The organism is Bacteroides sp. Phil13 (assembly GCF_001940965.1).
In the GTDB taxonomy this organism is placed as follows: domain Bacteria; phylum Bacteroidota; class Bacteroidia; order Bacteroidales; family Bacteroidaceae; genus Bacteroides; species Bacteroides intestinalis.
Map to the genome: position 1 here is coordinate 69,638 of NZ_MSHA01000034.1, position 14,363 is coordinate 84,000.

The window sequence follows — 14,363 nt, forward strand, 5'->3', positions numbered from 1 at the left end:
ATACATTCACATGTGACTACCAGATTCCATATTCCCCTTTAGGTCACATTGAACTATTTTATTAATTAATAACTAGTACCCTGCGGAGTATATCTTTTCTATAAGACACATTAAAAAACAATTTGAGTATTTACAGACCTTACTCTTGATTTATTGATTTATCTATCGCTTTCTTCAAAGCCCAAATATATTCTTTGCCATTTTGCAAATCGGGCTCCATGTAATTACCTTCTCCCCATTCATTCCATGATTTCAAAAATATAATTTGTTTTGAACTGGGCTTAGACTTAACAGCATCTATCACCATTTCTGCATGCTTCATAAAAAGCTTTGGAGTAGATCCCTCAAAAATGACACCACGTTTACCACTCCTTGGAGTATGATCCCAATTGGGAAGAATAGAAGGGAAAATATTTTCCGCACTATCTACCTCTTTTTTTATGAGATGTTTAATCATCTTTGAGTACTTCAATCTTAAGGGATAGTGAAATGTTTTGTATCTAAATAGCTTAAACACATTTTCTCTAATACACTTAGGATCAAATCTATAAGCTCCTAAACGCAACATATTGATCGCATCAAAACCATCATTTAGCAATCTGCTATTTTCTTTTTCATCTATAGAATACGCTACAAAGAAAAAAGAATCGGCAATGCCTGATTCCTTAATCAATTTATTCCATAAGCTTTTAAAATTAGGAAAGTCAGGAATCAGCAAGGGACGATATATTACAAATAATGGTCGATTATCAATTCTTATATATCGCTTATCTGAGATAATAGGAATTATAGTCTTAAAATGATTTATAATATCATCATCTCCCGGATATTGTTGTTCTATCAATATCTTTCCCTGAGATTTATACTGTGTATTCCAAGACTTAGATAACCATGAATCATTTGCCCAGCCTAAACAAAAAGGGAAATCAGGTTTCCCTGTTTTTACTACTTCATTTATTGGATATTCTAACAATTGTTTTCCATTCCCAAACCAATAATGCCAATAACAAAAGCCATACACCCCAGCTTCCCTAGCCAGTTCAGCCTGCGCTTCTCTCACTTCCGGAATTCTTAAATCATAAAAGCCTAAATCTTTTGGTATTTTGGGCTGCAAATGATGTCTAAACAAAGGCTTTGCCTTAGCTACATTAGTCCATTCCGTAAACCCATTCCCCCACCATCCATTATTCTCTGGAATAGGATGATATTGCGGCAAATAATATGCAATAATTTTAACCATGATATAATAATTGTGTTATTACGCTCTCAGGTGCATGCGCCCGATTGTCGCTCTTTGAATAAATTTTAGTAAAAAGTATATAATCCAAGCCTCCAATAATTGAATTCCATACCCACGCCCCAACACAAATACACCATTAAATATCAACATAGAATACGTAAGCAGTAAATATATGTCAGGTATGTCAAGAAAACGACGCCTACCTATTTTACAAAAATAGCTGCAGAATATAATAGCCACCAGAACTGTTCCCACTAAACCAAAATCAAGATATAGTACACCAACAAACGTAATAAAATTCGTTCCAAAATGAGTCCCAAACCGCACATCCTTTAAACTACTACAATCAAACATATATGCACCATTGGCATAGTTCTGAATAGTGTCCATAACCCCATAATTAAAAGTTAACATGGAATGTCCCAAATAATACATCATCGATTCACCAGCATCAATATTGAGTGAGCTCTCTTCAAAGCGACTTACAGTCACCGCAATAAAGTAGATCAAAATCAGAGGAATAATTATCGAGACAGCAATTATCAATGTTCGTTTCACATATTTTGGCAAGATATCTTTCATCATTAAGTAAACGATTGCAAAATTCGCAAACAAAGCGACCATACCTCCCCTACTCGCCAAAGAGATAGTGGCCAATATAACAGGAAGAAATGCAGCAATCCCCAATAAAAAAAGGAAAATCTTGCTTTGTTTTTCCTTTGCCAGAAAAGAGAAAAAAAGAACCATGCCCAAATATCGAACATGAAAAAACAAATTAGTAAATTTCGAAAATAGATTACCTTCCTTTTCTTCATGAGCCATCTCATATATATCCGCCAGATCAGAAGAACGTAAACTATCTAACGCTATCGGAAAATATACAATACTACTAAATATAGCCAAAACAATATAAACTTTAGCTATAGTTCGATAAACATTATAACTAGATAGCGGATTTTCTTGAATGACAAAACAGTTCTTCATGAATGGCTTCATGAAGATTAAGATCACAATATATAAATACAGAAATGAGAAAAAAGAAAAATGCCAGAAATGAGAAGAAGCATTGTAATTAATGACACAAAAAAGCGATATCATAGCATACATGAACATTAAAAAGACTCCCACGCTTATTGTTCTATGCTTACTATATACATAGATAAAAGTCACTACATAAAGGAAACTATTAATAATAGTAACAATAAAATCATCCATTCAAACTATATAAAAGTACATCAATCAAAATGCAGTCTACTATTTTTTGCCAATCACTTTGGCAGAAACTTTAAAACCAGCAATCATTATTAAAAGTAAAACAATCTTATATTTGAAAGAAGCCAGAAGTAGTGCTTTTCTTAATAAAGTAGATTTGCTCTTCCAGTCTTGTATATAAGCACTCAGTACTTGATAATTATTTTGAGCAACAGCCTTAACTATAAGATATGAATACGATAAGTAATAATGTATAAATATTGCACTATCAAGCTGTTTTATCATACAGTAGTCAAGTATTTTTTTCAATGTATCAAGTTGTTGGGTACGTTTTCTCAACGAATAAGTAGAATTACAAATAGACCCTTCGCGTACTACATAATAATAGCATCCCACCTCTGAAATAACCAATGACGAAACACATTGTGCAATTTCAGGTAAGATATATCCATCTTCAAACAATCGACCTTCGGTAAACCTTGAATATAAGAATATATCAATTTTGTAAATGCATCTCCATACCGCACAATTATACTTGCTCGAAAACAAATAATTAAGTACATCATTTTTATTAAGCAAAACTTGTGGATCATTTTTATAAAGGACATTATCCGTATCAGAATATTTACAATATGGCAATATCATCATATCAATATCCGGGTTTTTTTCCAAGAATTCCATATTAGCTTCATAAAAATTACTAGATATGAAATCATCACTATCGATAAATGATACATAATTACCTTTTGCTACTTTCAAACCGGCATTCCTTGCGCTACTTAATCCGCCATTCGGTTTATCTACTATAACAATTCTATTGTTTGTGACTTCATAGCGTTGGCAAATGCTCAAACTATTATCAGTACTTCCATCATTCACCAAAATTAATTCAAAATTCTTAAATGGTTGAACCAAGATACTATCAAGACATCTTTCTAAGTACTTCTCTACATTATAGACAGGTACAATTATCGATAAGAATAAGTTCATATTTTGCTATTTAATATTCTCTTTAACAATCCATAATTTTCTTCACTACATCATTAAATTGCTCAAAACTAAACTGTTTACTCTTCAAGAGCGAAGCCACTTTCATTGATTGAAGTGTTTTCTTTTGCATCAACACTTCAATTGCTGTCTTAAAACTATTAATGTCATTCTTACAAAATATAGCATTGCTATTATCACAATAATCCCGAATAGAACCTACATCACTAACAATAATAGCTAACCCCATTGCCATGCTAGTGGTAATAACATTACTTCCCACAGTATCATCCATAATATTCAATGAAATATCCGATTTACACATCAAATTCCTTAGTTCATCCTCAGAAACAAAACCAAATAATTGTATATCATCCGATCGTTTAAAACACCCATCCAATGGCAATTTTCCCTTACAAATTATAAAACGGACCCCCTCAACATTATTCACAATATCTGCCAGTAATCTAAAATTTCTTCTCATAGCTCCCATTACAATAACAGTAGGTTTTAGAGTTGGCTCTGAAGTTTTAATTTGACAATAATAACTAGAATCAACATAGTGTTTTATAGTAAATACTTTACTTTTAGACACTCCCATTTCAACAAAATATGCTGTTAAAGAAGAACCAAACGTTAGTAGATAATCAACTTGTTTCCCCCACTTTAAAACTTGATTTTGTGAAAAAAAAGACTGCAATGACAATGGAGTGAGATGAGCTAATGCAATTCTTTTGACTTTAGGTCTAAACAATTTAAATGTTTTAGCTATTCCTAATTGGGAATAAGTAGGTAACAAATACTCTAATAGAATAACACTATCTTCATTTCTAATTTTGATCAGTATAAAAAATGTAATAAACAGATGATACAAAGGTATCCATATTCTATCAAAAATATAAGCCTTAAAAATTCGAAAATACTTATTTGAAGAGTTTACAAACATATTTTTATTATCCGGAAATATTATTAATTCATACTTTCCTGGATAGTTTTCTTTCAATAGCTTACACATATGCTTCATACCAGCATGATTGCCATCAGTATTCTTCCAATTTTGACAAAATATATAATTCATAAAAATAATTTTAGATTTTACTATTTTAACAGATTAACAGTTGTCCAATGCAGTTTTCAAAAACGTAATTGATATATTTTGATATTTTGCAATGCATTTCTCTACTTCAATCCAATCTATTGATAAACATCGATCAATACGTGTGGAAGTCAGTTCTTGTGATGATTCAATCATTAAATCCATCAATCCAAATATTTCTAGTAATGAAGTAAAACGCGCTAAACCACGAAACCTATTTCCCATCACAATAAAAGGTTTTCTGAAAATAATAGAGAAAATACATCCATGATACGAATCTGTGAAAACAAAATCAGCATCCTTAAAAGCTTTCAACCAGTTCTCAACGCTAGGCATTGTGGAAGTATTCAATTGGATAGAATAGGCTTTTTTCTGCAAGTCAGACTCTAATTTTCGAACGATAGAACCCTTTTCCGAAGTCATATCAAGTAAATAACAAAATAAGTTACCATTAAAAGCTACTGATTCTGAATCCCCTATCAATTTATCGTAATCTGCTTGACATAGAAGCAATGTAGGATCCAAAACGTGTACCGGAGGAACAGTTTGCCATTTATAGACATCACGAATCAGACCTATAGCAGAGGACTCACGTATTGAAACCGCATGAAACAACTTCAACAAATCACCACATATCTGAATTTCACTTGCTGAATATTCAGCTTTATCTGTTCCAAAAGAAGCTGCATAGCTGATCTTTTTACATGCAGTATTTTTCACAAAATCCAAATAATAATTCTCTATTGGATGAACATATAGAGGACGCCAAACTTGATCAGAGCCTACTATTACAGCGTCAAAGTGCTGCAATTTATCCAATCCTTTAACAGATCTAATTTCAGAAGTTCTAGGAGCTATGTATTTCTTAAAAAAAGGATTTATATTGCTATTTACTTTCTTTTTCCCTAAAATGAGTCTTAAAAAAGTTTTTATCTGACCTTTAATTATTTCTTTTTTCTTTTTCTCTACAAAATCAACTTTATCAATGTATGTAACATCATGCCCTAGGCTTTTAAGTATAGATAATAAAGCATAACATTGGAGTACCCAACCATAATTTGTATTTTTATGAAGAGACAATAAACCTATTTTCATCATTTCCTAAGTATAATTTTTATTTTGCTATTCAAAAGATGACCTAACAGCCGCAATATATATTCCACACAGATAAATATTTAACACAAAGTATCTTTATAGTTAAAATAACCACTCAGCATCTTTCAACTTCGGATACAGTCTATCCTTTTCGCTCAGCAAAACTTTATCCATCGGTATTCCCCAATCAATCCCAAAATCCAGATCATTCCATGCTATTGCTCCTTCATTTTGCGGTGTATAGAAATTATCGCACTTATACTGAAACAATAGTTCGTTAAACATTCACTTAACCTTTATGTGGCAGTCACCGCAAACTTAACTCCCTCTTGCCATAACCTCCGATTTATTTCCTTGTCAGACTTAATCCCTAACACAGAAATAAGTCGTTGCATAAGAAAAAGATTGTAGCACAGCATCTTTACAAAAGCCATGACAACACGGTTCCTTCTTCAAAGGCTTTCACTTTAACTATATTCACACTGGTGAGTGAGGTATTAAAATGAAAGTGTAGCTTATCCAAGTCCCGGCTTTGACAATCTGTAAAGCCAACTATAAGCAAGGAAAGCCATAATACAAGGTATCAAGTATTCTATGTCAGTAAAATAACGATCAAAGAAAAGTGGCAGAAAAATAAATAAGTTTTTCAACTACTAATGGGGGACGGAGAAGTAAAATCAGATTTTTCATTAGCCAATAAGTGCCCTATCATTATACACTGATAATCAACAATATAAGCTTTACTTTTAAAGTATTTTTGAGGTTTACAGTGATACATCCTCCAGAACGAGGCACTCACATTTCTTGCCACCTAACATAGGGCATCGGAGCGCGACGCCTTTTTTCTAAGAATTATTTTCAAGAATTCTGTCTATTTGAACCACACATCCAAAAGTAACTTTTCCATGGCATAACGGCATTCACTATAACGCTCTTCATCCGTATTCTCCCGCAGATAACGGAAAATACGTATATAATAACTTATACTAATGTCTCGCCAGCTATTACCTGGTAATAAGTACGTTTACTGATTTCGCAGTTCGTACAGAGTTCTTGAATTGTAATGTCAGAAACATAGCAGAGAAGGGCAATGCTATTGCCCAAAGTTTTGTAGGTATAAACTACTTTTTTCATATTTTTCTTTAAATAAATGTTAATATTTAACGCAAAGTACCAACATGGTGGTAACGCCGCTAATTTCTTTCTCAATACCTTCACCGCAGATTTTAAAACAACAAGCAATGAAAGCACTAAAAACAACCATTTCCATTACAGAACTGCAAAAAACAATTAAGATATGGAGAAGTCGAAAAATAACAGACTCCACTATACCCAAACTGCTCGATCTGTACCTCGGAATGACTGCTTACATGAATGATAAGCACATCTATCCGGTAGAGAACTTCTACGACATCAAGATGTCACTGAGATTTTCCACCACCCAATCGCTCATCGAAGCTGTAAAGACAAGTCAGTCTTTCAAATTCATTGTGGACGAGAATCAGAAGCAGATTAAAGCCTTTTATTCTCCACTATGCCACGACGAAAATTCTAAATTAGAGACAAAAGAGGATAACAAAAGATCCGAATCATCACTAAATTTACCACAAGCTTTTGCGCAAACTCTTGCGGTGGATAATATATATAATATATATACTAAAGGGAACTCTTCTGACGAAGAGCTTTCGCCTAAAGGCGAAGCAACTTTAGAAGATAAATCTTCGAAGAAAGATATTATTACAGAAGAATCTTTGGCTGCTGCCAAAGAGTTTTTCCATCTCATTAATGAGAATTCGTCACAAAAGGCGCAGATATTGACACCACTCATCAACTGGTTCCAAATACATGAAAGACTTACCCGAAAACACGCGTGCGAAAATCTGGTCTATCTGGTCAACGAATTGCTGATTCCCTATTTCGCAGGACAGGCACGGTTTATGAAATCAAACCATACCGGACGACTTTGCTGGTTGAGTAATCTGCTGAAGTCAGCGCACGGACAGCATTTGCTGAATGATGCGGCACGAGGCAGTAGGCAGAAACGGGAACAGGTGGCCCTGGAAACGAAGAAGAATCAACGCGACAATCATCCGGTCAATGGGTTTGAATGGACAGACCCGGAGACGGGAATGAGATTCTACGACGACAAGGATGAAGGGGCAGTGAATATTCCTGCTGATGCGGAGGCAAGACCTTCCGAAAATGCGGTTTGGAATGTGCTGAGCAAGGAATGGGTTTTACCTACCACCTCCCCCTGCGGGGACTCCCCCTTCCGGAAGGAGGAGAATTGAGATAGTTCTGCTTATAAAATCTACATAAATCATAATTTATAAATCAAAAATCATAATGAAACCATTTTATTATCTTTCTGACTTCCCCGAACGTAAGAACGCGGGACAGAATTTCGTTGCCGAATGTCCCAAATGCGGGAAAAAACATCTTTCAATTTCCAAAAAAACCGGAGCCTTCCACTGCTTCTACGCCGGATGTGACTTCAACGGAAAGCTGAAGGACTTCTGGGAAGAACGGCCGTACAGCGATTCATCATTTACCGGCAACACCGGCGGAAACTATACAGGGACAAGCAAAATTACTCACTACACCGGTAAAGGGAATGATGCAGCATGTAGTAACAGCTCAACAATCAACGGAAAAAGCACATCGGAAGTACCCATGATTCCCGAAGATTATAAAAAGCTCTCACCCGAAGTATTTTCCAAAATTAAATCCTTGACCAATGATCCGGAAACGAATGATCAGGATCAGTTGGCAGCAAGACGGTACCTCGCAGACCAAGGCATTTCGTTGGAAAAAGCAATCGAAGCTCATATCGGATGTCTCACACACCGCTGCTTTGGCAAGGACGATGAGAAAAAAGCCACCGGAACCCAGTATCACTGCATCGCATACGTAAACTATGTGAACGGACAACCTGTAAATACCAAATACCGTTCGTGTGATCCGTCGACTATTAAAACAACAAGCGACGGAAACGCAGTCGGTACAGAAAATCCCGTCTGTTATACCAAGTTCTGGAGCCAGGACTCACCAACCACACCTTGCGCACCTTATAATATCGACTGTATCAATCCTCTACGGGTATCCGAAGAGCATATTCCACGACTGATTGTCACCGAGGGCGAAAAAGATGTACTTACTCTGCTAGAAACCGGTTACCCCTATGCTATCAGTGTCCCCAACGGGGCTGCCAGCGATTTAGCCAAAACTTTCGAAGCCTTCGAGCCTTGGCTGGATCAGGTTCGTGACATCGTGATTTGTGGAGACCGGGACTTGCCCGGACGTACGCTTATCAAACACCTTACCGACTATTTCGGAGCCCGCAGCCTGCTCACCACTCTGCCAGGCGACTGCAAGGACATATCCGATGTACTTGCTACCTATGGCAGCAATGTGGTGCGCGAAATCATCGAATCGGCAGAGGCGCAACACACCTCAGACATCATTACCGTAAGCGAACGGACTAACGAAATTCTAGACGCCCTGCATGGAGAATACGACCACGGCTACGACGTGGGATACGGACCATTGACGGATCACATTTTTCATCCCACCGATCAAGGCGGACTGATAATCACCACCGGGAAGCCCAACAGCGGAAAGACCGATTTCCTGAACGACCTCACCTGCCGGTTGATGGCCAAAACCGGACGTTACGTCTGCTATCTATCTTTTGAAGTGCCTGATAAGAACAAGCATATCGCCCATCTCATCCAGTTGATGTTGGGCAAAGTAAACACAGCCAATTACACCCGCGAGCAGTTACAACCCATAGTCAGTTTCCTGAACACGCACATGGTGCACCTCGACCTGCACGAAGTCTCTCCTACCCCGACCAATATCATTGCACGGGCAGACAGAGTGCGACGGACAGCTCCTCTGAAATATCTGATTATCGACCCGTACCTCTTCATGGAAATGGAAACGGGACGCTACAGCACCGAAACGCAAGCCATAAAAGCCATGCTGACACAAATGCAGGCATGGGGACGCAACAACAACATTTGGGTAATCATCGTGGCACATCCGCGCAGCCTGAAAAAGCAGAACGGAAAAAACGAACTGGAAGACATAGATATGTACACCATTTCGGGAAGTGCCAACTGGGCCAATCTCGCCGATTTCATCTTTTCCATCTCCCGAATCAAAGAACAGGACCGGAGTTACACCCGACTCGATATGCTGAAAGTTCGCGACCAAGACCTGTGCCAGACGGGAAGCGTACTGTATGTTCGTCAGACTTGCGGACGCTACGATGAACGTGAGTCAGAAGAACAGATCGTGGCTGAAGCACAAGGCAAAATCATGACCAAAGACCGGAATCCTTGGCTTGGAGAAGTTGAGAGTTGAGAGTTTTATGCTTGCGGCTTCGTTACCGTTCACTTGTGCAAGTGTTGGCTGACAGAGCCGCAAGCGTCTGCCTTCGCAGCAGCAAGTACAACTACCTTCACTCTCAACTCTCCACTTCTCCAACTTCTTCAAGGTCTTCCCAAATATTCAAAAATCAGGCCGACTTGCTTAGATGTAAAAATCTGCTGAGTCGATCTATAACCGGTTGCCTTCAAAGCAGAATACAACGCTTCATTAAAACGTATCCAGCGAGACAAACGGTTGAGCGCGGAACGCTCTCCTATTTCGGGTGCATAAGCACGCGCCAATTCACTCTTGGAGTAAGGACGCACCGGCCATTCTTCAATGGCAGCATCCGATTCCTGATCACTCACATTTTTCTTCATTTTCCGATAACTTTTTAGATTCTTTATATGCTATAAAAGTACTAAAAAGTCACCAGATAACACTCATACTAAAGCAGGTTTATCACCGCTCAATGTCACTCATTTTCACACCTATCAGAGGTTGTATCTTTGACTTGTCGGAAAGAAGAAAAAGTCCTTCCCCGACAAAAGTTAAATTTTTAATTATTAATTTTTAATTCATCGCTTATGCCACTGAATTACAGTATTGCAATGCTCAAGAATCCTCAAAAGCAGGATGAAGAGCCCAAGGCTTATGCCAAGTCACAAATCACCGGAGAACTGACTCTAAAAGAGTTGGGACAGCAGGTAGCAAGCCAGACCACCGTTAGTAGAGCGGACGTAGCCGCCGTAATCATCTCCACTGTGGAGAATATGATTGGAGGCCTGAGAGCTGGCAAACAGGTGGACTTCGGAGACTTGGGAAAATTCCGGTTACAAATCAACAGTCGTGCGGCAGACACGGCCGAAAAATTCACGGCTGCCAATATCACCGGAGTAAACATCCAATTCGTTCCCGGAGAGGACCTGAAGGACATCTTTGCCGGAATGAGTTTCTCACCCGTACCTACACGTGCTGCAACGCGTGCATTGCTCAAAGCCCAGAAGGCAGGGCAGACCACCGTAGATATTTCCGGTTCTTCAAACTCAGGCGGAAAACCTGATGGCGGCGGTGGTACCGATGGCGACGGAGGTATTGAAGACGATCCGCTGGGATAGGACATAAAGGCGCAGCCTTTAGAAATTAAAAATGAAAGAATTAATAATGAAAGGCTGCGCTGCCAATCACTTATCACTTATAACTAATAACTAAATTACAATTCGCATGGAAAAAAAATCAAAATCAACCTGGAGTGTTATCATCAAAGTTGTAATTGCCGTGGCTTCTGCTCTGGCAGGAGTACTCGGCCTTAATGCCTGCATGGCATAAAGGTATGAAAGCAGGCAGTTTCTATCAAAACTATCGGGAGGTACGCCTCCTGGTAGTTCATTGTTCAGCGACACGCTGTGACAGAATTTTTTCCGTAGAAGCTCTTCGCCGTTGTCATCAGGCAAGAGGTTTTGCAAGCATCGGTTATCATTTCTATATCACACGTGACGGTGAAGTACACATCTGCCGTCCGGTTCATCAAATCGGGGCCCACGCAACGGGGTGGAATGATAAAAGTATAGGTATCTGCTACGAGGGCGGTCTGAATGAAAGTGGGCAACCGGCTGATACAAGGACGTATGCTCAGAAATGCTCGCTACTTGATTTGCTACGACAATTGAAAACAGACTATCCGAAGGCAAAAATACTGGGGCATTATCAGCTCAGTAAGTTGGTGCATAAGGCGTGTCCGTGCTTTGATACAAAAAAAGAATATCAGAAACTATAATCTTCATTTAGAGTTTTGCAGAGAAAGCTAAAATTTTCTGCAGAACTCTTTTAATATATATATGACCCAATATCACATTCTAAATTTCCGTTTCACATATAACCAAACCTTTTGTTTGGTTAGCATATCAATCCCAATCCAATATATTGCAAATATAATTATAATAACCGTTATAAAACCTATAAAAATAGAGTATGGAATACTATCAACACCTATTACATGATATAAAAAAACAGGTATAGGAAGGGCAACCACAGTAACCAATAAACAGGGTCTAAAAACATCCCAGACATCTCTCCAACAATAATTTGCTATTTTCACTACCAATATAGGCTTTACTATCAGCCCCAATACAGCATAAGTCAATAAACTAGCCCAAGAAAGAGCAACCGGAGAACACCCTGCTCTAAATAAAAAATAGATTATAGGAAAACTTAAGAAGCCTAAAGTTGGTGATATTAGAGCATTTTCCCTTAAGCGTCCTTTAGCATACAACGCCGTATAAAAAGAAGAATCAAAAACTTGAAACAAACTCTGAATAACTATAATTTGAAGAAATATAACCGTATAATCAGGCACAGCACCCAACCATATCCTTAATAAAGGATGAGCCAGAAGACAGACAGGAAAACAGATTACAAACATCATATAATAAGAATACTTAGTGGATGCCAATAGTAGTTTTTTAGACCCCATCGAATCTCCTGCTGCCATTTTTTTCACTATCTGCGGATTGGCCGCTATCCGAAAATTAGCAACAAACTGACTAGCAGCCATGTTAACCTGTATGGAAATAGATCGCGCCGCAACCACAGCTGGCTCAAAGAACATGTTCAGCAGAATCAAAATACCTTGGCTATTAAGTGCAAGTGAACTACTGGCAAATAAACTCCATCCCGAAAATTCTGCTATTTCTTTGAATATGGCTCTATCGAATATAAAATGATAAATGGTTTCCTTGAAATGCCGGCTACAATACAAACGATAGATACAGATGAGTCCTACCTGAACTACAAACAATAAAGTTGCATACAGTTTTAGTTTATCATAGCCACCAATAGATAAAAAATAAACAACTCCCAGTTTTGCCGAGACTTCAAGAATGCTCATGTATGCAAAAACCGACATCTTCTCATGTGCGATGATACTTGCATTATAAGGCACTTGCGTTAATGTGAAAACAGCTGTCAATATGGATATATGGAAGGTATAGACTGCCGCGCCCATTCGTTCTGCCGGTATCACCAACTTATGATGAAGAAACCATCCCCCAAGTGTCTCTGCAACTATAACAACAAAGAGAGCTATTGCTATATGAATAGTCAATGTCGTAGAGAAAGTTCTCTTCAACTTTTCAAAATCGCCTGTCCCAAGCTCGTAAGTCAAGAAACGGGATGAACCTGTACTGAGCGCACTATTGATAAAAGACAAAAAGCCTACAATTCCACCTACGGACTGATAAATACCATAATCGTCAACTCCTAACGTTTGCAGTATCACACGCGAAGTATACAATGAAACTATCATTGTAAACATCATACGGAAATACAGAAATGCGGTATTCTTTGCGATGGTTCTATTATTACCTTGTTCCATGTAAAGCACATCCCCCTAATAAAACAATCGATAAAATTTGTAAATCACGTAACCGCTTATACAAAGTCATATCTAAAGAATCGAAAAGTCACAATTATCCGGATCATATCTCAAACGACTATTGATATTGATAGCATCAATAGCTTTCATTTCATTAGATGTCAATTCAAAATCAAAAATACTCACATTCTCTAATTGTCTACTTTTATTCAAAGATCTTACCAATGGAATTACACCTGTTTGAACATGCCATCTTAAAATAATCTGCACAACGGTTTTATGATATTTTTGAGCTATATTTTTCAATAATGGTAATCGCATCAAACGATCATCGAATCTTGCTATCGCAGTATATGCTTCTACTTGAATTCCCTTGCTCCAACAATAGCCAATAAGATCTTTCTGAGTAAATAAAGGATGAACTTCAAATTGATTAATTGACGGGACGACATCAGCGGCTTTCATAAGCTCTTCTATGTGATGTTTATGACAATTTGCAACGCCTAAACACTTGCAATAACCTTCTTTATACAATTGCACCATTTCCTTCCAGGTATCTATATATAGATCTGTTACAGGCCAATGAAACATCAACATATCTACATAATCTACACCCATACCCTGAAGTTGGGACATGAGGCACGCACGTACTTTTTGCTCACGTTGAGCTTGATTACTGATTCTTGTAGTAATAAATAAATCATTCCGTGATACTCCACTTCTTTTGATAGCTTTACCTATTAGATGTCCATCGCCGTAAGATGATGAATAATCTAACAGACTAAATCCTATCTTAAAAGAATTTGCAACAGCATCCACATAATCATATTCCTGTTTTGGTCGTATTATGAACTTTCGAAACGCCCGTTTAAATAAAGAATTAGAAATACGATCTTGCCTTGGAGAGTAGCCAACAATTCCCGGACCATTACCAATGCAAGGTATTTTAACGCCATTATTCAATTCTATTTTGGGAATATCCATTT

The 14,363-nt window shown here is 37.7% G+C and carries 14 protein-coding genes and 1 pseudogene; 5 read left to right on the forward strand and 10 right to left on the reverse strand.

The window, feature by feature from the left end; all coding sequences use genetic code 11:
• Positions 1-139: 139 nt before the first annotated feature.
• From BWI44_RS05855 to BWI44_RS05885, 7 genes and pseudogenes are all read right to left on the reverse strand, one after another.
• Positions 140-1,240 (reverse strand): glycoside hydrolase family 99-like domain-containing protein, encoded by a 1,101-nt coding sequence (locus BWI44_RS05855; protein ID WP_138291262.1) that lies wholly within the window; start codon positions 1,238-1,240, stop codon positions 140-142.
• A gap of 18 nt (positions 1,241-1,258) precedes the next feature.
• Positions 1,259-2,455 carry an O-antigen polymerase gene (locus BWI44_RS05860; protein ID WP_138291263.1) on the reverse strand — a complete coding sequence of 399 codons (1,197 nt, stop codon included), beginning with the start codon at positions 2,453-2,455 and terminating at the stop codon, positions 1,259-1,261.
• Positions 2,456-2,494: 39 nt separating this feature from the next.
• A complete protein-coding gene (locus BWI44_RS05865) occupies positions 2,495-3,442 on the reverse strand; it encodes a glycosyltransferase family 2 protein (protein ID WP_138291264.1) in 948 nt (315 codons plus the stop codon).
• A gap of 22 nt (positions 3,443-3,464) precedes the next feature.
• A complete protein-coding gene (locus tag BWI44_RS05870; RefSeq protein ID WP_138291265.1) occupies positions 3,465-4,517 on the reverse strand; it encodes a glycosyltransferase in 1,053 nt (350 codons plus the stop codon).
• Positions 4,518-4,550: 33 nt separating this feature from the next.
• Complete coding sequence (locus BWI44_RS05875) at positions 4,551-5,633, reverse strand: polysaccharide pyruvyl transferase family protein (protein ID WP_138291266.1); 1,083 nt, start codon at positions 5,631-5,633, stop codon at positions 4,551-4,553.
• A 99-nt stretch (positions 5,634-5,732) separates the two neighbouring features.
• Positions 5,733-5,906 (reverse strand): annotated as a pseudogene (locus BWI44_RS05880) (dTDP-4-dehydrorhamnose 3,5-epimerase family protein); the annotation flags it as partial.
• 705 nt (positions 5,907-6,611) lie between these two features.
• A complete protein-coding gene (locus BWI44_RS05885; RefSeq protein WP_171032081.1) occupies positions 6,612-6,764 on the reverse strand; it encodes a hypothetical protein in 153 nt (50 codons plus the stop codon).
• 107 nt (positions 6,765-6,871) lie between these two features.
• On the opposite strand from BWI44_RS05885, the gene BWI44_RS05890 reads away from it, so the two are divergent.
• Both BWI44_RS05890 and BWI44_RS05895 read left to right on the forward strand, forming a co-directional pair.
• Positions 6,872-7,921, forward strand: coding sequence for a hypothetical protein (locus tag BWI44_RS05890; protein ID WP_195208226.1), 1,050 nt, complete (start codon positions 6,872-6,874; stop codon positions 7,919-7,921).
• A gap of 55 nt (positions 7,922-7,976) precedes the next feature.
• Positions 7,977-9,998: a bifunctional DNA primase/helicase gene (locus BWI44_RS05895; RefSeq protein WP_195208227.1), complete on the forward strand. Its 2,022-nt coding sequence runs from the start codon at positions 7,977-7,979 to the stop codon at positions 9,996-9,998.
• 128 nt (positions 9,999-10,126) lie between these two features.
• Here the strand turns inward: BWI44_RS05895 and BWI44_RS05900 are convergent, their stop codons facing one another.
• The gene (locus BWI44_RS05900; RefSeq protein ID WP_007664330.1) at positions 10,127-10,384 is read right to left on the reverse strand and encodes a DUF4248 domain-containing protein; all 258 of its coding nucleotides are present in this window, start codon (positions 10,382-10,384) and stop codon (positions 10,127-10,129) included.
• Between the two features lie 207 nt (positions 10,385-10,591).
• Between BWI44_RS05900 and BWI44_RS05905 the strand changes: the two genes are divergently transcribed.
• The 3 genes from BWI44_RS05905 to BWI44_RS05915 all read left to right on the forward strand — a co-directional run bounded on the left by BWI44_RS05905 (position 10,592) and on the right by BWI44_RS05915 (position 11,781).
• Positions 10,592-11,122, forward strand: coding sequence for an HU family DNA-binding protein (locus BWI44_RS05905; protein ID WP_007664332.1), 531 nt, complete (start codon positions 10,592-10,594; stop codon positions 11,120-11,122).
• Positions 11,123-11,228: 106 nt separating this feature from the next.
• Positions 11,229-11,333: a smalltalk protein gene (locus BWI44_RS05910; RefSeq protein WP_022394077.1), complete on the forward strand. Its 105-nt coding sequence runs from the start codon at positions 11,229-11,231 to the stop codon at positions 11,331-11,333.
• Positions 11,334-11,337: 4 nt separating this feature from the next.
• Positions 11,338-11,781: an N-acetylmuramoyl-L-alanine amidase gene (locus BWI44_RS05915; protein WP_138291270.1), complete on the forward strand. Its 444-nt coding sequence runs from the start codon at positions 11,338-11,340 to the stop codon at positions 11,779-11,781.
• Between the two features lie 72 nt (positions 11,782-11,853).
• On the opposite strand, the gene BWI44_RS05920 is transcribed toward BWI44_RS05915, so the two are convergent.
• On the reverse strand, positions 11,854-13,377 hold the full coding sequence (locus BWI44_RS05920) for a lipopolysaccharide biosynthesis protein (protein WP_195208228.1): 1,524 nt from the start codon (positions 13,375-13,377) through the stop codon (positions 11,854-11,856).
• 72 nt (positions 13,378-13,449) lie between these two features.
• Positions 13,450-14,361 (reverse strand): aldo/keto reductase family protein, encoded by a 912-nt coding sequence (locus BWI44_RS05925; RefSeq protein ID WP_115501894.1) that lies wholly within the window; start codon positions 14,359-14,361, stop codon positions 13,450-13,452.
• Positions 14,362-14,363: the final 2 nt, after the last annotated feature.

What these genes read in the sequence shown, in the direction of transcription:
- BWI44_RS05915 (WP_138291270.1), top strand. Translation starts at nt 11,338, where the DNA reads ATGAAAGCAGGCAGTTTCTATCAAAACTATCGGGAGGTACGCCTCCTG.
- BWI44_RS05895 (WP_195208227.1), top strand. Translation starts at nt 7,977, where the DNA reads ATGAAACCATTTTATTATCTTTCTGACTTCCCCGAACGTAAGAACGCG.
- BWI44_RS05870 (WP_138291265.1), bottom strand. Translation starts at nt 4,517, where the DNA reads ATGAATTATATATTTTGTCAAAATTGGAAGAATACTGATGGCAATCAT.
- BWI44_RS05890 (WP_195208226.1), top strand. Translation starts at nt 6,872, where the DNA reads ATGAAAGCACTAAAAACAACCATTTCCATTACAGAACTGCAAAAAACA.
- BWI44_RS05920 (WP_195208228.1), bottom strand. Translation starts at nt 13,377, where the DNA reads ATGGAACAAGGTAATAATAGAACCATCGCAAAGAATACCGCATTTCTG.
- BWI44_RS05875 (WP_138291266.1), bottom strand. Translation starts at nt 5,633, where the DNA reads ATGATGAAAATAGGTTTATTGTCTCTTCATAAAAATACAAATTATGGT.
- BWI44_RS05905 (WP_007664332.1), top strand. Translation starts at nt 10,592, where the DNA reads ATGCCACTGAATTACAGTATTGCAATGCTCAAGAATCCTCAAAAGCAG.
- BWI44_RS05900 (WP_007664330.1), bottom strand. Translation starts at nt 10,384, where the DNA reads ATGAAGAAAAATGTGAGTGATCAGGAATCGGATGCTGCCATTGAAGAA.
- BWI44_RS05910 (WP_022394077.1), top strand. Translation starts at nt 11,229, where the DNA reads ATGGAAAAAAAATCAAAATCAACCTGGAGTGTTATCATCAAAGTTGTA.
- BWI44_RS05925 (WP_115501894.1), bottom strand. Translation starts at nt 14,361, where the DNA reads ATGGATATTCCCAAAATAGAATTGAATAATGGCGTTAAAATACCTTGC.
- BWI44_RS05855 (WP_138291262.1), bottom strand. Translation starts at nt 1,240, where the DNA reads ATGGTTAAAATTATTGCATATTATTTGCCGCAATATCATCCTATTCCA.
- BWI44_RS05860 (WP_138291263.1), bottom strand. Translation starts at nt 2,455, where the DNA reads ATGGATGATTTTATTGTTACTATTATTAATAGTTTCCTTTATGTAGTG.
- BWI44_RS05865 (WP_138291264.1), bottom strand. Translation starts at nt 3,442, where the DNA reads ATGAACTTATTCTTATCGATAATTGTACCTGTCTATAATGTAGAGAAG.
- BWI44_RS05885 (WP_171032081.1), bottom strand. Translation starts at nt 6,764, where the DNA reads ATGAAAAAAGTAGTTTATACCTACAAAACTTTGGGCAATAGCATTGCC.